29 protein-coding genes (1 of these 29 running past the window's edge) are annotated in these 17977 nt (G+C 38.9%); 27 read left to right on the top strand and 2 right to left on the bottom strand.

Translation table 11 applies throughout. The features are described from left to right. Positions 1-9: 9 nt before the first annotated feature. From rplE to ACXKY9_RS00855, 26 genes are all read left to right on the top strand, one after another. Complete coding sequence (gene rplE, locus ACXKY9_RS00730) at positions 10-549, top strand: 50S ribosomal protein L5 (protein WP_001080831.1); 540 nt, start codon at positions 10-12, stop codon at positions 547-549. A gap of 33 nt (positions 550-582) precedes the next feature. Continuing rightward, positions 583-768: a 30S ribosomal protein S14 gene (gene rpsN / locus ACXKY9_RS00735; RefSeq protein WP_001085700.1), complete on the top strand. Its 186-nt coding sequence runs from the start codon at positions 583-585 to the stop codon at positions 766-768. A 29-nt stretch (positions 769-797) separates the two neighbouring features. After that, complete coding sequence (gene rpsH / locus ACXKY9_RS00740; protein WP_000245511.1) at positions 798-1196, top strand: 30S ribosomal protein S8; 399 nt, start codon at positions 798-800, stop codon at positions 1194-1196. Positions 1197-1228: 32 nt separating this feature from the next. Next, entirely contained in the window at positions 1229-1768 is a 540-nt protein-coding gene (gene rplF, locus ACXKY9_RS00745) for a 50S ribosomal protein L6 (protein ID WP_000086558.1), read from the top strand. 31 nt (positions 1769-1799) lie between these two features. After that, positions 1800-2162 carry a 50S ribosomal protein L18 gene (gene rplR, locus ACXKY9_RS00750; protein ID WP_000628816.1) on the top strand — a complete coding sequence of 121 codons (363 nt, stop codon included), beginning with the start codon at positions 1800-1802 and terminating at the stop codon, positions 2160-2162. Positions 2163-2183: 21 nt separating this feature from the next. Further along, the gene (gene rpsE, locus ACXKY9_RS00755) at positions 2184-2684 is read left to right on the top strand and encodes a 30S ribosomal protein S5 (RefSeq protein WP_000554646.1); all 501 of its coding nucleotides are present in this window, start codon (positions 2184-2186) and stop codon (positions 2682-2684) included. A gap of 13 nt (positions 2685-2697) precedes the next feature. Further along, a complete protein-coding gene (gene rpmD / locus ACXKY9_RS00760; protein ID WP_001085234.1) occupies positions 2698-2880 on the top strand; it encodes a 50S ribosomal protein L30 in 183 nt (60 codons plus the stop codon). A gap of 33 nt (positions 2881-2913) precedes the next feature. Further along, complete coding sequence (rplO, locus tag ACXKY9_RS00765) at positions 2914-3354, top strand: 50S ribosomal protein L15 (RefSeq protein ID WP_000766081.1); 441 nt, start codon at positions 2914-2916, stop codon at positions 3352-3354. Next, positions 3354-4655, top strand: a complete 1302-nt coding sequence (secY, locus tag ACXKY9_RS00770; RefSeq protein WP_000490117.1) for a preprotein translocase subunit SecY — start codon at positions 3354-3356, stop codon at positions 4653-4655. The genes rplO and secY overlap by 1 nt, the downstream gene beginning before the upstream one ends. Before the next feature lie 56 nt (positions 4656-4711). Further along, positions 4712-5362 (top strand): adenylate kinase, encoded by a 651-nt coding sequence (locus ACXKY9_RS00775; RefSeq protein ID WP_001048989.1) that lies wholly within the window; start codon positions 4712-4714, stop codon positions 5360-5362. Further along, positions 5362-6108, top strand: a complete 747-nt coding sequence (map, locus tag ACXKY9_RS00780) for a type I methionyl aminopeptidase (RefSeq protein ID WP_000582539.1) — start codon at positions 5362-5364, stop codon at positions 6106-6108. The genes ACXKY9_RS00775 and map overlap by 1 nt, the downstream gene beginning before the upstream one ends. Positions 6109-6176: 68 nt before the next feature. Beyond that, entirely contained in the window at positions 6177-6395 is a 219-nt protein-coding gene (infA, locus tag ACXKY9_RS00785; protein WP_001029884.1) for a translation initiation factor IF-1, read from the top strand. Positions 6396-6430: 35 nt separating this feature from the next. After that, on the top strand, positions 6431-6544 hold the full coding sequence (gene rpmJ / locus ACXKY9_RS00790) for a 50S ribosomal protein L36 (RefSeq protein WP_000868344.1): 114 nt from the start codon (positions 6431-6433) through the stop codon (positions 6542-6544). Positions 6545-6565: 21 nt separating this feature from the next. Beyond that, positions 6566-6931 carry a 30S ribosomal protein S13 gene (gene rpsM, locus ACXKY9_RS00795; protein ID WP_000090788.1) on the top strand — a complete coding sequence of 122 codons (366 nt, stop codon included), beginning with the start codon at positions 6566-6568 and terminating at the stop codon, positions 6929-6931. Positions 6932-6955: 24 nt separating this feature from the next. Beyond that, on the top strand, positions 6956-7345 hold the full coding sequence (gene rpsK / locus ACXKY9_RS00800) for a 30S ribosomal protein S11 (protein ID WP_000101798.1): 390 nt from the start codon (positions 6956-6958) through the stop codon (positions 7343-7345). A gap of 180 nt (positions 7346-7525) precedes the next feature. After that, a complete protein-coding gene (locus ACXKY9_RS00805) occupies positions 7526-8470 on the top strand; it encodes a DNA-directed RNA polymerase subunit alpha (protein WP_000569643.1) in 945 nt (314 codons plus the stop codon). Positions 8471-8505: 35 nt separating this feature from the next. Next, complete coding sequence (rplQ, locus tag ACXKY9_RS00810; protein WP_000331490.1) at positions 8506-8868, top strand: 50S ribosomal protein L17; 363 nt, start codon at positions 8506-8508, stop codon at positions 8866-8868. A gap of 103 nt (positions 8869-8971) precedes the next feature. Further along, a complete protein-coding gene (locus ACXKY9_RS00815) occupies positions 8972-9814 on the top strand; it encodes an energy-coupling factor ABC transporter ATP-binding protein (protein WP_000711759.1) in 843 nt (280 codons plus the stop codon). Beyond that, on the top strand, positions 9790-10671 hold the full coding sequence (locus ACXKY9_RS00820; protein ID WP_000406535.1) for an energy-coupling factor ABC transporter ATP-binding protein: 882 nt from the start codon (positions 9790-9792) through the stop codon (positions 10669-10671). The genes ACXKY9_RS00815 and ACXKY9_RS00820 overlap by 25 nt, the downstream gene beginning before the upstream one ends. Further along, positions 10659-11453 carry an energy-coupling factor transporter transmembrane component T family protein gene (locus tag ACXKY9_RS00825; protein WP_001186525.1) on the top strand — a complete coding sequence of 265 codons (795 nt, stop codon included), beginning with the start codon at positions 10659-10661 and terminating at the stop codon, positions 11451-11453. Before ACXKY9_RS00820 ends, ACXKY9_RS00825 begins: the two co-directional genes overlap by 13 nt. Before the next feature lie 14 nt (positions 11454-11467). After that, positions 11468-12211 (top strand): tRNA pseudouridine(38-40) synthase TruA, encoded by a 744-nt coding sequence (gene truA / locus ACXKY9_RS00830; RefSeq protein WP_002098927.1) that lies wholly within the window; start codon positions 11468-11470, stop codon positions 12209-12211. A 152-nt stretch (positions 12212-12363) separates the two neighbouring features. Further along, positions 12364-12801 (top strand): 50S ribosomal protein L13, encoded by a 438-nt coding sequence (gene rplM / locus ACXKY9_RS00835; RefSeq protein WP_001260793.1) that lies wholly within the window; start codon positions 12364-12366, stop codon positions 12799-12801. Between the two features lie 21 nt (positions 12802-12822). After that, complete coding sequence (gene rpsI, locus ACXKY9_RS00840; RefSeq protein WP_000079986.1) at positions 12823-13215, top strand: 30S ribosomal protein S9; 393 nt, start codon at positions 12823-12825, stop codon at positions 13213-13215. A gap of 162 nt (positions 13216-13377) precedes the next feature. Beyond that, on the top strand, positions 13378-13806 hold the full coding sequence (locus tag ACXKY9_RS00845; RefSeq protein WP_001101005.1) for a DUF2521 family protein: 429 nt from the start codon (positions 13378-13380) through the stop codon (positions 13804-13806). A 66-nt stretch (positions 13807-13872) separates the two neighbouring features. Further along, positions 13873-14586, top strand: a complete 714-nt coding sequence (gene cwlD, locus ACXKY9_RS00850) for an N-acetylmuramoyl-L-alanine amidase CwlD (RefSeq protein WP_000822439.1) — start codon at positions 13873-13875, stop codon at positions 14584-14586. Positions 14587-14730: 144 nt separating this feature from the next. Then, complete coding sequence (locus ACXKY9_RS00855; RefSeq protein ID WP_000628846.1) at positions 14731-15798, top strand: Mrp/NBP35 family ATP-binding protein; 1068 nt, start codon at positions 14731-14733, stop codon at positions 15796-15798. A gap of 174 nt (positions 15799-15972) precedes the next feature. Here the strand turns inward: ACXKY9_RS00855 and gerD are convergent, their stop codons facing one another. Continuing rightward, on the bottom strand, positions 15973-16587 hold the full coding sequence (gene gerD, locus ACXKY9_RS00860) for a spore germination lipoprotein GerD (RefSeq protein WP_000827296.1): 615 nt from the start codon (positions 16585-16587) through the stop codon (positions 15973-15975). A 139-nt stretch (positions 16588-16726) separates the two neighbouring features. Here gerD and kbaA point away from each other — a divergent pair, with 139 nt between their 5' ends. Further along, on the top strand, positions 16727-17338 hold the full coding sequence (gene kbaA / locus ACXKY9_RS00865) for a KinB signaling pathway activation protein KbaA (RefSeq protein WP_001088523.1): 612 nt from the start codon (positions 16727-16729) through the stop codon (positions 17336-17338). 117 nt (positions 17339-17455) lie between these two features. Here the strand turns inward: kbaA and pdaB are convergent, their stop codons facing one another. Then, positions 17456-17977 carry the 3' portion of a polysaccharide deacetylase family sporulation protein PdaB gene (gene pdaB / locus ACXKY9_RS00870; RefSeq protein WP_000464705.1) on the bottom strand. The gene runs 243 nt beyond the window's last position, so the window shows 522 of its 765 coding nt (coding positions 244-765); its start codon lies off the right edge, out of view; its stop codon occupies positions 17456-17458.

Below are 17977 nucleotides of genomic sequence, written 5' to 3' on the forward strand. Positions count from 1 at the left end.
GTCACTTCATTGAATCGCCTTAAAGAGAAGTTCCAAAAGGAAATTACTCCTGCTCTAGTGAGCAAGTTTAACTATAAATCTGTAATGCAGGTACCAAAAATCGAAAAGATCGTAATCAACACTGGTGTTGGTGACGCGGTATCTAACTCAAAAGCGTTAGACAACGCAGTAGAAGAATTAACACAAATCACAGGTCAAAAACCTGTTGTAACTCGTGCTAAAAAATCAATCGCTGGTTTCCGTCTTCGTGAAGGTATGCCAATCGGTGCGAAAGTAACTTTACGCGGCGAGCAAATGTATGAGTTCTTCGACAAATTAGTATCAGTTTCTTTACCACGTGTACGTGATTTCCGTGGTGTTTCTAAGAAATCATTCGATGGTCGTGGAAACTATACATTAGGTGTTAAAGAGCAACTTATTTTCCCTGAGATTGATTATGATAAAGTAAGCAAAGTCCGCGGTATGGACATCGTAATCGTTACTACAGCGAAAACTGATGAAGAAGCTCGTGAACTTTTAACACAATTCGGTATGCCATTCCAAAAATAATGGAAGCCAACGCTAAGTAGAGGAGGCGAAAACGTGGCTAAAAAATCTATGATAGCGAAACAAAAGCGTACTCCTAAGTTTAAAGTACAAGAGTATACACGTTGCGAACGCTGCGGTCGTCCGCATTCTGTATACCGCAAATTTAAACTTTGCCGTATTTGTTTCCGTGAACTTGCATATAAAGGTCAAATTCCTGGTGTTAAAAAAGCTAGTTGGTAAAACCCACAAATGGGAAGGAGGTAAAACACATGGTGATGACAGATCCAATTGCAGACATGCTTACTCGCATCCGTAATGCGAACATGGTACGTCATGAGAAATTAGAGGTTCCTGCTTCTAAAATCAAAAAAGAGATCGCTGAACTTTTAAAACGTGAAGGTTTCATTCGTGATGTAGAATACATCGAGGATAACAAACAAGGTATCCTTCGTATTTTCCTGAAATATGGTGCAAACAATGAACGTGTAATCACTGGATTAAAACGTATCAGTAAACCTGGCTTACGCGTTTACGCTAAAGCTGACGAAGTACCACGTGTACTTAACGGATTAGGTATCGCTCTTGTTTCTACATCTAAGGGAGTAATGACAGACAAAGACGCTCGTCAATTACAAACTGGTGGAGAAGTAGTAGCATACGTTTGGTAATATATATTTAAAACGAACGGAGGTGTGACCACATGTCTCGTATTGGTAAAAAGATTCTTGAAATCCCTGCAGGTGTTACTATTACAGTTGCAGAAGACAATACTGTAACAGTAAAAGGCCCTAAAGGTGAATTAACTCGTACTTTCAATGCTGATATGCTTATCAAAATTGAAGAGAATACATTAACAGTTGAGCGTCCATCTGAACAGAAGGAACACCGTGCATTACACGGTACAACTCGTGCTTTAATCGGAAACATGGTTGAAGGTGTAACTGAAGGTTTCGCACGCGGACTTGAATTAGTCGGTGTTGGTTACCGTGCTCAAAAACAAGGTGATAAACTTGTATTAAGCGTAGGTTATTCTCATCCAGTAGAAATGACTCCGGAAGCAGGTCTTGAAGTTGAAGTACCTGCACCAACTAAGATCGTAATTAAAGGTATCGACAAGCAACGTGTTGGCGAATTCGCTGCTAACATCCGTGCTGTACGTGCTCCTGAGCCTTACAAAGGTAAAGGTATTCGTTACGAAGGCGAAGTTGTTCGTCGTAAAGAAGGTAAAACTGCTAAGTAAACCCGTTAGGTGAGAGAAAGGAGTGACAAGAATGATCACTAAAGCTGATAAAAATGCGACTCGTAAGAAAAGACATGCACGTGTACGTGCTAAACTTACTGGTACTGCAGAGCGTCCACGTTTAAACGTGTTCCGTTCTAACCAACATATTTACGCTCAAGTTATTGATGATGTGAATGGTGTAACGTTAGTAAGTGCATCTACTCTTGATAAAGACCTTGCTCTTAACGGTACTAGCAATATTGAAGCTGCTACGAAAGTTGGAGAATCAGTTGCTAAGCGTGCTGTAGAGAAAGGCGTTAAAGAAGTAGTATTTGATCGCGGTGGTTACTTATACCATGGCCGTGTTAAAGCTCTAGCTGAAGCTGCTCGTGAGGCTGGATTACAATTTTAATGGTCAAAGGAGGGAAAATTGATGCATCGCATTGACCCAAGTAAATTAGAACTTGAAGAACGTGTAGTTACGATAAATCGTGTCGCGAAAGTTGTTAAGGGTGGTCGTCGTTTCCGCTTTGCTGCACTAGTTGTAGTTGGCGATAAAAACGGTCATGTTGGATTCGGTACTGGTAAAGCACAAGAGGTACCAGACGCAATCCGTAAAGCTATCGAAGACGCTAAGAAAAACTTAATCGCTGTACCATTAGTTGGTACAACAATTCCACACACAATCAACGGTCATTTTGGCGCTGGTGAAGTATTCTTAAAACCTGCTGCTGAGGGTACTGGTGTTATTGCTGGTGGACCTGTTCGTGCGGTCCTTGAATTAGCTGGTGTACAAGATATTCTTTCGAAATCTCTTGGTTCTAACACACCAATCAACATGATTCGCGCTACTGTGAACGGATTAAGCGAACTTAAGCGCGCTGAAGATGTTGCAAAATTACGCGGTAAATCTGTAGAAGAGCTACTAGGTTAAGGAGGGAAAACAAATGGCGAAAAAGTTAGAAATTACCCTCACTCGTAGTGTAATTGGTCGTCCACAAGATCAACGTGCGACGGTAGAAGCTTTAGGTCTTAAAAAGTTGAATTCAACTGTAGTTAAGGAAGAAACTCCTGCTATTCTTGGTATGATCAACAAAGTTTCTCACCTTGTAACTGTAAAAGAAGCTTAAGGATAACTCATTAATATAAGGAGGTGCCTGGGAATGAAACTTCATGAATTAAAACCTGCAGAAGGTTCTCGTAAAGTACGTAACCGTGTCGGTCGTGGTATCGGTTCTGGTAACGGTAAAACTGCTGGTAAAGGTCATAAAGGACAAAACGCACGTTCTGGCGGCGGTGTTCGTCTTGGCTTCGAAGGTGGTCAAACTCCATTATTCCGTCGTTTACCCAAACGCGGCTTCACAAACATTAACCGTAAAGAGTTTGCTATTGTAAACTTATCAACGTTAAATCGTTTTGAAGATGGTACAGAAGTAACACCTGAATTATTGCTGGAAACTGGCGTTATCAGCAAGTTAAACGACGGTGTTAAAGTTCTTGCAAGCGGAGCAGTAGAGAAAAAACTAACTGTTAAAGCGCACAAGTTCTCTTCAAGTGCTAAAGAAGCAATTGAAGCAGCTGGCGGATCAGTTGAGGTGATCTAATGTTTCGTACAATCTCCAACTTTATGCGCGTTGCTGAGATAAGACGTAAAATATTATTCACTTTAGCGATGTTAATCGTATTCAGGATTGGCACGTTTATCCCCGTGCCATTTACAAATGGAGACGTACTGAAGGCACAAGATCAATTAAATGCTTTAGGTATTCTAAATACATTTGGCGGTGGAGCCTTGAAAAACTTCTCCATCTTTGCGATGGGAATCATGCCGTATATTACAGCATCCATCATCGTGCAATTATTGCAGATGGATGTTGTTCCTAAATTTTCGGAATGGTCGAAGCAAGGTGAAATGGGCCGTCGTAAATTAACGCAATTCACGCGTTACTTTACAATTGTTCTTGCGTTTATTCAGGGGTTTGGTATGTCAATCGGTTTTAACGGTATGGTAGGTGGACAATTAATTTTGAATCCAGGTTGGAGCACTTATTTATACATTGCTACGGTACTGACTGCTGGTACTGCATTTTTAATGTGGTTAGGTGAACAGATTACAGCTAAAGGTGTAGGTAATGGTATTTCCATCCTTATCTTTGGCGGTATTGCCGCAGCGATCCCAAGTGTTATATCTCAAGTGTATCAGCAACAGTTTCAAAATATCGGAGATCAATTGTTCATGAGTATCGTTAAAGTTGCATTGATTTTACTAGCTGTGCTAGCAGTTATTGTGGGTGTTATTTTCATTCAACAGGCTGTTAGAAAGATCCCAATTCAATATGCGAAGCGTGTAACAGGAGGAAATGGTGGTTATGCTGGAGCACAAAACACACATTTACCGCTTAAGGTGAATAGTGCTGGTGTTATTCCAGTAATTTTTGCTGTTTCATTCTTAATTACGCCTCCGACTATTGCACAGTTCTTCCCGAAACATGATGTATCGCAGTGGATTATTGCAAACTTTAACTATTCTCACCCAGTGGGAATGATCATATATGTTGCGCTCATTGTAGCCTTCACATATTTCTATGCATTTGTTCAGGTTAATCCAGAGCAAATGTCAGAGAATCTAAACAAGCAAGGTGGATATGTTCCAGGTATTCGTCCGGGTAAGAATACGGAACAATATCTAACAAAAATCTTGTATCGTTTGACCTTTGTAGGATCAATTTTCCTAGCAGCGATTGCAATCTTACCAGTTATCTTTACGAAATTGGGAAATCTTCCTCCATCTGCACAGATCGGTGGAACGAGTATGTTAATCGTTGTCGGCGTTGCTTTAGAAACAATGAAGCAGCTAGAAAGCCAACTGGTAAAACGCCATTACAAAGGGTTTATCAAGCAGTGAGTAAGTGGGAAGAATTGTCTTCCCTACATGCTCATGTACTCTGAGGGGGAACAAGGATGAACTTAATTTTAATGGGGCTTCCTGGTGCTGGTAAAGGTACACAAGCCGAACAGATTGTTGCCAAGTATAACATCCCTCACATTTCAACAGGAGACATGTTCCGTGCAGCTATGAAGGCTGAAACTGAAATGGGTCTACAAGCAAAATCTTTTATTGATAAAGGTGCACTTGTTCCAGATGAAGTTACGATCGGAATCGTTCGTGAACGTTTAAGTCAAGACGACTGCGTAAGAGGTTTCTTACTAGACGGTTTCCCACGAACTGTTGCACAAGCATCAGCTCTTGAAGAAATTATGAAAGATCTTGGCAAAAAAATCGACTATGTTTTAAACATTAATGTGGATTCAGGGTTGTTATTAAAACGCCTTACAGGCCGTCGCATTTGTAAAGAGTGCGGTGCGACTTACCACTTAGAATTCAATCCACCAGCAAAAGCTGATGTGTGCGATAAATGTGGTGGCGAATTATATCAACGCTCTGATGACAATGAAGAAACTGTAGCAAATCGTTTAGATGTAAATATTAAGCAAACAAAACCTTTGCTTGATTTCTACGAAGAGCTTGGTTACTTACAAAGCATTAATGGTGAGCAAGATATCAATAAAGTATTTGCTGATATCGATGTTCTCATCGGAGGCTTAGCGTAATGATAATCTGCAAAACTCCTCGCGAGATAGAAATCATGCGAGAAGCTGGCAGGATCGTTGCTTTGACTCATCAAGAGTTGAAACAGCACATTACTCCAGGAATTACAACGAAAGAGCTCGATCAAATAGCGGAAAAGACGATTCAAAAATATGGTGCTACGCCATCTTTTAAAGGATACAACGGATTTCCGGGGAGCATATGTGCTTCTGTAAATGAAGAGCTTGTACACGGAATTCCAGGGAAGCGCAAGCTCAAAGAGGGCGATATCATCAGTATCGATATTGGTGCGAAATACAATGGGTACCATGGAGATTCTGCATGGACGTATCCAGTTGGAAACATTTCTGAATCTGTTCAAAAGCTACTTGATGTCACAGAAAAATCGTTGTATCTTGGTCTAGAACAAGTAAAACCAGGCGAGAGATTATCAAATATCTCACATGCGGTTCAAACCCATGCTGAAGAGAATGGATTCTCGATCGTTAGGGAGTATGTTGGTCACGGAATCGGGCAAGACTTACATGAGGACCCTCAAATCCCGCACTATGGTCCACCAAATAGAGGCCCTAGATTAAAGCCGGGAATGGTCATCTGTGTTGAGCCGATGGTGAATCAAGGAAGACGATATGTAAAAACACTATCTGATGACTGGACAGTGGTAACGGTAGATGGTAAATGGTGTGCCCATTTTGAGCACACGATTGCTCTTACAGAAGCAGGATACGAAATCCTTACCACTTTATAAGTAGCTGGCTCTCCGGGATTTCAGAGCAGTGTAAAATGTTACTGATTTGAAGAAGGGAGAACTATTGAATGGCTAAAGATGATGTAATTGAAGTCGAAGGTACCGTTCTTGAAACGTTGCCAAATGCTATGTTCAAAGTAGAATTAGAGAATGGGCATGTCGTATTGGCTCACGTTTCTGGTAAAATCCGTATGAACTTCATTCGTATTTTACCAGGAGACAAAGTTACGGTAGAATTATCTCCGTACGATTTAAATCGTGGTCGTATTACGTACCGTTTTAAATAATATAGCACTCCGTAATCTTTAAGGAGGTTCGAGACATGAAAGTAAGACCGTCAGTTAAACCAATCTGCGAAAAATGTAAAGTTATTCGTAGACGTGGAAAAGTAATGGTTATTTGTGAAAACCCTAAACATAAACAAAAACAAGGTTAATCAGAAGGAGGTGCATTCGTAATGGCACGTATCGCAGGTGTAGATATTCCTCGAGACAAACGCGTTGTTATTTCTTTAACTTACGTATTCGGCATTGGTCGCACAACTGCTGAAAAAATTCTTGCTGAAGCAGGTATTTCTGAAGAAACACGAGTTCGTGATTTAACGGAAGACGAATTAGGACGTATCCGTGATATCATCGATCGTATTAAAGTTGAGGGAGACCTTCGTCGTGAAGTATCTCTTAACATCAAACGTCTAATGGAGATCGGTTCTTACCGTGGTCTTCGTCACCGTCGTGGTTTACCAGTTCGTGGTCAAAACTCTAAAAACAATGCTCGTACACGTAAAGGTCCACGTCGTACAGTAGCAAATAAAAAGAAATAATAAGTAAAGGAGGTTGAACTAACAATGGCACGTAAAACAAACACTCGTAAAAAACGTGTGAAAAAGAATATTGAAGCTGGTATAGCTCATATTCGTTCTACTTTCAACAACACAATCGTAACACTTACAGATACTCACGGTAACGCACTTTCTTGGTCTAGTGCTGGTGCACTTGGTTTCCGTGGATCTCGTAAATCTACTCCATTCGCTGCGCAAATGGCTGCTGAAACTGCTGCTAAAGCTGCAATGGAACACGGTTTAAAAACTTTAGAGGTTACTGTTAAAGGTCCTGGTGCTGGTCGTGAAGCTGCAATTCGTGCTCTTCAAGCTGCAGGTCTAGAAGTAACAGCAATTAGAGATGTTACTCCAGTTCCTCATAATGGATGTCGTCCACCAAAACGTCGTCGTGTGTAATTTTTCTGTATAGAATTTTCCCTTTTGTCTATAATGGATATGATGCATTATCGAGAAATTTCGTACAGAAACATCGCTTGTTGTGCACAATCGGGAACTGCCTAAGGGGGACTTTCGGTTAGACAGGGGTTATACCTTTGTTTAACCGGGGTTTCGACGTTTTGAAGGAGGGTTTAGTTAATGATTGAAATCGAAAAGCCGAAAATCGAAACGGTTGAACTTAACGAAGATGCTAAATATGGTAAATTCGTAATTGAACCGCTTGAGCGTGGATATGGTACTACTTTGGGTAACTCCTTACGTCGTATTCTTTTATCCTCACTCCCTGGTGCCGCTGTTACTGCTATCCAAATCGATGGCGTATTACATGAATTTTCAACAGTTGAGGGCGTAGTAGAAGACGTTACGACGATCATCTTAAACTTGAAAAAGTTAGCTCTTAAAATCTACTCTGAAGAAGAGAAGACGTTGGAAATTGATGTACAGGGCGAAGGTATTGTCACAGCTGCTGATATTACTCACGATAGTGATGTAGAAATCTTAAATCCAGATTTACACATTGCAACGTTAGCAAAAGATGCGCATTTCCGCGTGCGTTTAACTGCAAAGCGTGGCCGTGGGTATACGCCAGCTGATGCAAATAAAAGCGAAGATCAACCAATAGGAGTAATTCCTATTGATTCTATTTATACTCCAGTATCACGTGTGACTTACCAAGTGGAAAAGACACGTGTCGGACAAGTGGCTAATTATGATAAGCTTACGCTTGATGTATGGACGGATGGAAGCATCGGGCCAAAAGAAGCTATCTCTTTAGGTGCCAAAATCTTAACTGAGCATTTAAATATCTTTGTTGGTTTAACTGATGAAGCACAAAATGCTGAGATTATGGTCGAGAAGGAAGAAGATCAAAAAGAGAAAGTTCTTGAGATGACTATCGAAGAACTAGACCTTTCTGTTCGTTCTTATAATTGCCTAAAACGTGCAGGAATTAATACTGTACAAGAGCTTGCGAACAAAACAGAAGAAGATATGATGAAAGTTCGTAACTTAGGACGTAAATCCTTAGAAGAAGTTAAACATAAACTTGAGGAATTAGGTTTAGGTTTACGTAAAGACGACTGAGGATTTAAACCCATCAACAAAGGAGGGAACTACGAATGGCATACAGAAAATTAGGCCGTACAAGTGCGCAACGTAAAGCTATGTTACGTGATTTAGCTACTGATTTAATTATCAACGAGCGCATCCAAACGACAGAAACTCGTGCAAAAGAACTTCGTTCTGTAGTGGAAAAAATGATCACTTTAGGTAAACGCGGAGATCTTCATGCTCGTCGTCAAGCAGCAGCTTTCATTCGCAATGAAGTAGCTAACGCTGAGACTGGTCAAGATGCACTTCAAAAACTATTCGCTGATGTAGCTCCACGCTATGCTGAGCGCCAAGGCGGATACACTCGTATTGCAAAAATTGGTCCACGTCGCGGAGACGCAGCACCAATGGTAATTATCGAGTTAGTATAATGATAATTAAAAGGGCAGGACAGTTCTTTTCAAGAAACTGGTCATGGCCCTTTTTTTTAAATATAAAAATAGGCTAACTGTGCGAAGGAAAGGGTGCCTTATATTGAAAAAAGAGAAACTTCGGATAGAAAATATATCATTTCAATATCCTGGGGCAGCCACTTATGCATTAAAAGATGTTTCATTTTCCTTATATGAGGGAGAATGGGTATCTATTATTGGACAAAACGGTTCAGGAAAGTCTACACTTGCAAAATTATTGAATGGTTTGTTTTTGCCAGAAGCAGGGACTATTACAGTAAATGATACAATGGTTTTATCAGAGGAAACGGTATGGGATGTTCGAAAACAAATTGGAATGGTATTTCAAAATCCAGATAATCAATTTGTTGGAACAACAGTGCAAGATGATGTTGTATTTGGCTTAGAGAATATCGGAATGCCAAGAGAACAAATGATTGAAAGATTAGAACAGGCCTTGCGACTTGTCCGTATGGAAGATTTTCTTAATGATGAGCCTCATTCCTTATCTGGTGGGCAAAAGCAGCGAGTGGCAATAGCAGGCGTTTTAGCACTTCAACCATCTATTTTAATATTAGATGAAGCAACGTCAATGCTAGACCCTCAAGGGAGACGTGAAGTAGTAGAAACGGTTAGACAACTTGTTACTCAAAAAGGTATTACCGTGTTATCGATTACGCACGATTTAGAAGAAGCGGCACAGTCAGATCGTGTCATTATTTTAAATAAGGGAGAAATATTAGAGGAAGGGACTCCAGAAAAAATTTTCAAATCCTCTCATATGCTCCAAGAAATTGGCTTAGATGTACCGTTTTCAGTGAAAATAGCAGAATTATTAAAAAGAAATGAAATTCTCTTGCAAAATACGCATCTTACAATGGAAAGCTTGGTGAACGAACTTTGGAGATTACATTCCAAAAAGTAGAGCATCGTTATCAATATAAAACTCCATTTGAAAGACGCGCACTTTATGATGTAGATGTGTCGTTTCCAAGTGGGGGCTATTATGCCATTATTGGTCATACTGGTTCAGGTAAGTCAACGATGATTCAACATTTAAATGGTTTATTGCAGCCGACAAATGGTACAGTTCAAATTGGTGAACATTTGATTTCGGCAGGAAAGAAAGAAAAAAAGTTAAAGCCACTACGTAAAAAAGTAGGGGTTGTCTTTCAATTCCCAGAACATCAGTTGTTTGAAGAGACTGTGGAGAAAGATATTTGTTTCGGCCCTACTAATTTTGGAGTATCTGTAGACGAAGCAAGGCAAAAGGCTAGAAAGGCAATTGAACTTGTAGGGCTAGAACCGGAACTGTTAACACGTTCTCCGTTCGAATTAAGTGGTGGACAAATGAGACGTGTTGCTATAGCGGGTGTACTGGCGATGGAACCTGAAGTGCTTGTATTAGATGAACCTACAGCAGGACTAGATCCAAAAGGGCAGAACGAACTTATGGAGATGTTTTATAAGCTGCACAAGGAAAAGGGGCTTACAGTTATCCTTGTAACGCATAATATGGAGGATGCTGCTCAGTATGCGGAGCAGATTGTAGTTATGCATAAAGGAACGGTCTTTTTGCAAGGAAGTGCAGAGGAAGTATTTTCACATGCCGATGAACTAGAGAAAATTGGTGTGGATCTTCCTATGTCATTAAAGTATAAACGTGCAATTGAAGAGAAGTTTGGTATTTCAATTCCAAAGGCTACCTTATCTTTAGAGGATCTTACTCATGAAGTTGTGCAGGTGTTACGAAAAGGTGGTCATGAATCATGCAGCAGTTGATTATTGGGAGATATATCCCGGGGAATTCACTTATTCATCAACTTGATCCACGTACGAAGCTGCTGATTGTCTTTTTATATGTATTTGTTGTTTTCTTAGCAAATAATGCGATTTCATATGGATTTTTATTTTTATATGCACTCATTGCTTTATTTTTTGCAAAAGTGCCGATTCGTTATGTACTTTCGGGCTTAAAACCAATTTTATGGATTTTTCTTTTTACATTTTTCCTGCATATTTTTACAAATAAGGAGGGGGATGTACTATTCCAGCTTGGTTGGTTTTCGATATATGAAAAAGGATTAGAGCAAGGGATATACATTTCTGTACGATTCTTCGTTATTATTTTAATGACGACATTATTAACGTTAACGACGACACCTATTGAAATTACAGATGGTTTGGAGACGTTATTAAAGCCGTTGAAGCGTATAAAGGTTCCTGTTCATGAAATCGCATTAATGATGTCAATTTCTCTTCGTTTTATCCCGACATTAATGGATGAAACGAGTAAAATAATGAAAGCACAAGCGTCACGTGGTATTGATTTTGCCGGGGGACCGATAAAAGATAGAATGAAAGCTATTATTTCACTGCTCGTTCCTCTGTTTATCAGTGCTTTTAAGCGTGCAGAGGACTTAGCCATTGCGATGGAAGCTCGTGGATATCAAAGTGGTGAAGGACGTACTAAATTTAGGCAACTACGCTGGAAAAAAAGCGATACAGTAACGATTGTCAGCTTATTTTGTTTAGCTTGTATTTTGGCATGGGTGCGATCGTAATGGAGAATAGAGAAATGGATAGAATAAAATGTACGGTTGCATATGATGGCATGCATTTTTGTGGTTATCAAATTCAGCCGAACCATCGTACTGTTCAACAGGAGATAGAAAAAGCATTGCAGAAATTGCATAAGGGAGAACTTGTTCGTGTTCAGGCATCTGGTAGAACAGATTCTACAGTTCATGCAAAAGGACAAGTAATACACTTTGATACTCCTTTGTCTCTTGAAGAGTGGCAATGGATTAATGCTTTAAACACAATGTTGCCAGATGATATTGTTATTAGGCAAGTAGAGAAAAAAACAGAAGAATTTCATGCACGTTACGGTGTTGAGAAAAAAGAATATCGTTATCGTGTATTATTATCAAAGACTGCGGATGTATTCCGTAGAAATTACGTATATCAATATCCATACCCGCTCGAAATCAACTCTATAAGAAAAGCAATTCCTTATTTTATTGGAACACATGATTTCACTTCTTTTTGTTCGGCAAAAACTGACAAAAAAGATAAAGTGCGAACAATTTATGAAATCGAGTTAATTGAACAAAATGATGAAATAATTTTTCGTTTTGTAGGTAATGGATTTTTATATAATATGGTCAGAATTATTGTTGGTACGTTACTTAGCGTAGGGCAAGGAAAGCTTGATCCTGATAGCATTCCAGAGATTTTAGCGAAACAAAATCGTCAGTTTGCTGGAAAGATGGCTCCAGGTCATGGGCTTTACTTATGGGAGGTAAACTATAACAACTAATCCTGGTGTAACATTTGCTTGACATTAGAAACTCAAAAGTATATCATAACATATGGTATTGTTTCTAAAACCACGATTAGCCCCGGAAGGAAATCGTGTTTAAGATAAACAATAGATTTTTTCTATGGAAAAGATAACGAGGAGGGAAACACATGCGTACGACTTTTATGGCAAAAGCTAACGAAGTTGAGCGTAAATGGTATGTGGTTGATGCTGAAGGTCAAACTTTAGGTCGCCTTGCTAGTGAAGTAGCATCCATTTTACGTGGTAAAAACAAACCTACATTTACACCACACGTTGACACGGGTGATCATGTAATTATTATTAACGCTGAGAAAATTCATTTAACAGGTAATAAATTAAACGATAAAATTTACTACCGTCACACTAACCACCCAGGTGGACTTAAGCAAAGAACAGCTCTTGAAATGCGTACAAACTACCCTGTACAAATGTTAGAGCTTGCAATTAAAGGCATGCTTCCAAAAGGACGCTTAGGCCGTCAAGTTTCTAAGAAACTTAACGTGTATGCTGGAGCAGAGCATCCACACCAAGCACAAAAACCAGAAGTTTACGAACTTCGCGGATAATTAATTAAAGGAGGGCTTACTTTGGCACAGGTTCAATACTATGGCACTGGACGTCGTAAGAGTTCAGTAGCGCGCGTACGCCTAGTTCCAGGCGAAGGACGCGTTATCATTAACGGTCGTGATTTTGAAAACTATATCCCATTTGCTGCATTACGTGAAGTAGTGAAACAACCTCTAGTTGCAACAGAAACTTTAGGTAACTACGATGTACTTGTAAACGTAAATGGTGGTGGATACACTGGTCAAGCTGGTGCTATTCGTCACGGTATTTCTCGCGCTTTATTAAAAGCTGATCCAGAATACCGTCTAACACTAAAACGTGCAGGTCTATTAACTCGTGACGCACGTATGAAAGAGCGTAAAAAATACGGTCTTAAAGGCGCACGTCGTGCACCTCAGTTCTCAAAACGTTAATTTTTGCGAACTACAAACCCCAACCATTTTGGTTGGGGTTTTTTTATGTTTCATTCCTCTTTTGCAATTTTTATAGCTTGGAATATTTTAGTGCTACCGCCACGCGTATGCTTCTTCTTTAGAAGTTTAGACTAATACGTATTAGGGAGGTTTATAAGTACTATGAATGTCATTGTCAGCTTACAAGAAAAACAAAAAGAAAAGCAGTTAAAATACGAGCGGAAGATGTTGCGGGAATTATCATTAAAAACATTGCGTTCAAATATTCGTGATGCCTTTCAAATGCAAGAGCTTCATCGTCAGTATGAAGATTACTGTATTGAATTAGGGATAGAATCTTATTTATTAGGAGCGAGATACAGTAAATTTGGTTATTATGGTGAATCGTTTTTTGATGTGAAATATAGAGCTTTAGAAGAAGAACAACAATTAACTGAAACGCTATTTCAATTTTTAACGAGTATGACTATGCGAGAAATAAAGTTGAAAGATGAGGAATTACTTTTTGAATCTTGTCAGCAGTTTATAGGATTGTGGTGGCAAGAAGGGTATGAAAAAGGTGAAAGAAGATATCGATTAAAGCTTCATTAAGACAAGCATAAACTTTCCTCTTGTCCCATATAAGTAATTAGAGGGACTAGCTGGAGGAGGAAAGGTATGAAGAGAATTCGAATTATCTCTTTTGCACTCGCTGCGGTTGTATTGTTTTTTTTAGTTAAACAAGAATTTCAAATTACAAAATCGTGGCGAGCTTGGAATTTACCCTTATCAGGGAAAGTAATTGTATTAGATGCTGGGCATGGTGGACCAGATGGAGGGGCTGTTGGTGGAAAGGATATTATAGAAAAGGATATTACGCTTGAAATTACAAAAAAGGTACAAGACTATTTACAAGAACAAGGTGCACTAGTTATTTTAACGCGTGAGGGAGATTATGATTTAGCTAACAAAGATACAAAGTCATATAGTAGACGTAAAGCAGAGGATTTAAAAAAACGTGTAGAAATCATCAATAAACCTGATGTAGACTTTTTTGCAAGTATTCATTTAAATGCTTTAACTAGTAGTGGATCGAAAGGCGCACAAACGTTCTATTACCGCTCTTCGATTGAAAATGAACGTGCTGCAAAATTTATACAGGCTGAATTGAGAACAAGTTTAGAAAACACGAATCGTTCTGCTAAGACAATTTCGCATGTATATTTATTAAAGTATTCTAAAACACCAGGTGCTTTAATTGAAGCTGGCTTTTTATCGAATGTGAACGAAAGGTATATGTTAAATTCGGAGAAATATCAGCAAAAGGTAGCAGCTGCAATATACCGTGGTATATTACGTTATTTCACGGAAAAAGGAAATCCTCCAGAATAAGGAGGATTTTTTTGAGCTTCTCTCGTTAACGAAGTTTTCGGAAAATATGTTATACTGGAAATGTAAACGCATTTATTTCAAGGATAAGCAGAGATAAATTCAATTAACATTACGTTATTTTTCATACAGGGGGCTGGGCTAATTATGATAACGAAAGAGCAAGTGGTTGAAGCGTTAGAAGGGATTGTAGATCCGTTTTTACATAAAACATTAAAAGAAACAAGTGCAATTAAAGAGGTAACAGTCAAGCCAGAGAAGGAACATGTGAGTGTCAAAATTGCAATCGTAAAAACCGGTACAGCGGAACAAATGCAGTTGCAGTCTGGAATTGTAAAGTTAGTAAAAGAACTTGGGGCAGCAACAGTTGGACTTCGTTTTGCAGAATTTACAGAAGAGGAATTAGCTCAGTTTGCACCGGAACAAGAAGAAGAGCAAAGTGAATCTTTATTGTCACCTAATTCAAAAACAACATTCTTAGCAGTAGCGAGTGGAAAAGGTGGCGTGGGAAAATCAACTGTTTCCGTTAACCTTGCAGTTGCTTTAGCTCGTTTAGGAAAAAAAGTTGGTATTATTGATGCGGACATTTACGGTTTTAGTGTGCCAGACATGATGGGGATAGAAAAACGTCCTATCGTAAGAGGTGACAAGATAATTCCGGTGGAACGTTTAGGTGTAAAGGTAATCTCAATGGGCTTCTTTGTAGAGGATAATGCACCAGTTATTTGGAGAGGACCTATGCTTGGGAAAATGTTAAACCACTTCTTCACAGAAGTAGAATGGGGCGATTTAGATTATTTAGTACTAGATTTGCCACCAGGCACAGGTGATGTTGCGTTAGATGTGCACTCAATGTTGCCATCTTGCAAAGAGATTATTGTAACGACGCCTCATCCAACAGCTGCGTTTGTAGCAGCGCGTGCTGGAGCGATGGCATTGCGCACTGAACATAGTATTCTTGGTGTTGTTGAGAATATGGCATATTTTGAAAGTAAGGTAACTGGTGAGAAAGAATATGTATTTGGAAAAGGCGGGGGAGATAAGTTAGCTACCGAATTACAAACGAATGTTCTTGGTCGCATTCCGCTACAACAACCCGATTGGAATAAAGAAGACTTTGCTCCTTCAGTATATGAAGATACACATACAACGGGCATTATTTATAGTAAAATAGCTGAAACAGTAATTGATAGAACAGCTGTTACACAAAAATAAAGTGAAACTTTAATCAGTGGGGTTCACCTGTTACTGACAACAATAAGGCTTTTGTTGCTAGTAAACCTTTCGCTTAACTAGAGGGTGCCATTTCGTCTGTTAATAGCAAGATAAAGTAATAACGAGTGAACAATGTATAAATTGTCCACTCGTTATTATAGTTATTATTTTTTACTATTCTTCCTTCTTCCCGCCTTGAGAACCACCGTCACCGCCTGCTTCTTTCTTACCAGATCCGCCTTTTTCAGCTTTTTGCACACCTTTACTAATGATATCAATCATCTTGGCTTGGAAGAGTGGACTTTCAGCAGTTTCTGTTAGTACTTGTTGTAGATATTGACGGTATTCTTTACTCTTCATTGTTTGTAACATCATTTTTTCTACTTCAGGATTTTTCATAATTTCTATAACGCCTGCTTGGTATTCAGGGTCTTTTAATAAGGTTTTCATTAATTGGGTTTGTTCTTTCCCCATACTTTTAGCGAACTTCGATGAGAACTCAGGATCTTTAAAGAGCTTTTCCCAGAATTGTTGCCCTTTATCGGATACCATGGCATCTTCAATCGTTTTCTTTACTACTGTTTCATCTAGTATGAGTGCTTGTTTCATTTTTTCATCAGTTAATACATCTTGAATAGCTTTCTTACCTTGATCTGTTTTTAAAATATCAACAATCATTTTCTTTGTTTGATCGTAATCTAGTTCGGATTTCGTTTCTTTTCCTTGTGCGCATGCTGCAAGTGCGATAAGTAGAAAAGAAGAAACGAAAATGAATAGCATCCGTTTCATAAGTTGGAACTCCTTTCAGCACAGTTCTCTCTTTTTAATATAAATATCTTTAAGGAATTTATACATGAACATGGCTAGCTTTTTGAAATTGTCATTGATACAATTTAATTAGAAATATAAGGATAATGGGGGATGTGTTGTGAATAGCCGCAAGTGGGTACGACTATTTTTAACGACGTTGTTTCTTGGTGGAATTAGCACAGTTATTATTGGTTTTGTTTTGGAGTGGGACAAGTACAATGAATTTTTTCAAAATTTCGACGGTAAGGAGATTTTAGCAGTATCTTTCTGGCTGATGGGTGTAGGATTTATTTTTAGTGTTATAAGTCAAATGGGATTCTTTGCATATTTAACAATCCACCGTTTTGGACTAGGGATGTTCCGCTCATCTTCTTTATGGAATGCAGTCCAGCTCTTCTTTATTGCATTCGTATTATTTGATTTTGTGTATTTAAGATCTGTACTTATTGCAAATGGGGAAGTCTCGTTAGGGAATAACATACTTGTTGCTGGAATATTATTTGTGTTTGGAGCAATTGTTGCTTATGTAAAAAGCAAAGAAACAAATAAAAAAGCATTTGTGCCAGCTCTGTTCTTTATGGTTGTTGTAACGATCCTTGAATGGGTACCAGCGCTTCGGATTAATGATACAGATTGGTTATATTTAATGGTTATACCGCTATTGTTATGTAACGCATATCAATTACTTGTATTACATCGTTTAATCGGAAAAACAAGTAAATCAGCTTAATAGAGAGATTTTATACACCAGCAGTTATAATGCTGGAAATGGTATGATTCAAAAAGCTCTACCACCTTCTTGAAAGGTAGTAGAGCTTTTTATGCGTGAAGAGTGGTAGGGAAGAAGCTACTTCACATCTTCACTTTTCGTACTTGTGTTGGAAATAAGTTGTGATACGGATATTTGCTCATATCCATCACTTTTTATTTTTTGCAGGAGCAGCGGTAAAGCTCTATTTGTTTGAAGGGCAGAATCGGATGCGTGTAATAAGACGATATCTCCACCTTTCAAATTATTAGAGACAGTGGAAACGATGTTATTTACACCTGGGTTTTTCCAATCGTTTGAATTATTACTCCAATGCACGACGGTGTATCCAAGTGATTCTGCGATTTTAAGGGTTGCTTTGTTAAATTCGCCACTAGGTGGACGTAACAGCTTGACTTGTTTTACACCAAGTTTCGTAAAAACATCTTGTGCTCGTAAAAGGTCTCGTCTTATTTCATTTGTCTCTAGAGAAGTGTAGGATGTGTAATTGTACCCCATACTACCGATTTCGTGTCCGTCTTTCATGATTCGCTCTACAATATCGGGGTGTCTTTCGGCCCATGCAGCAGAAAGGAAGAATGTTGCATTCTTAATTTCTCT

The organism is Bacillus sp. 2175, from assembly GCF_057812155.1.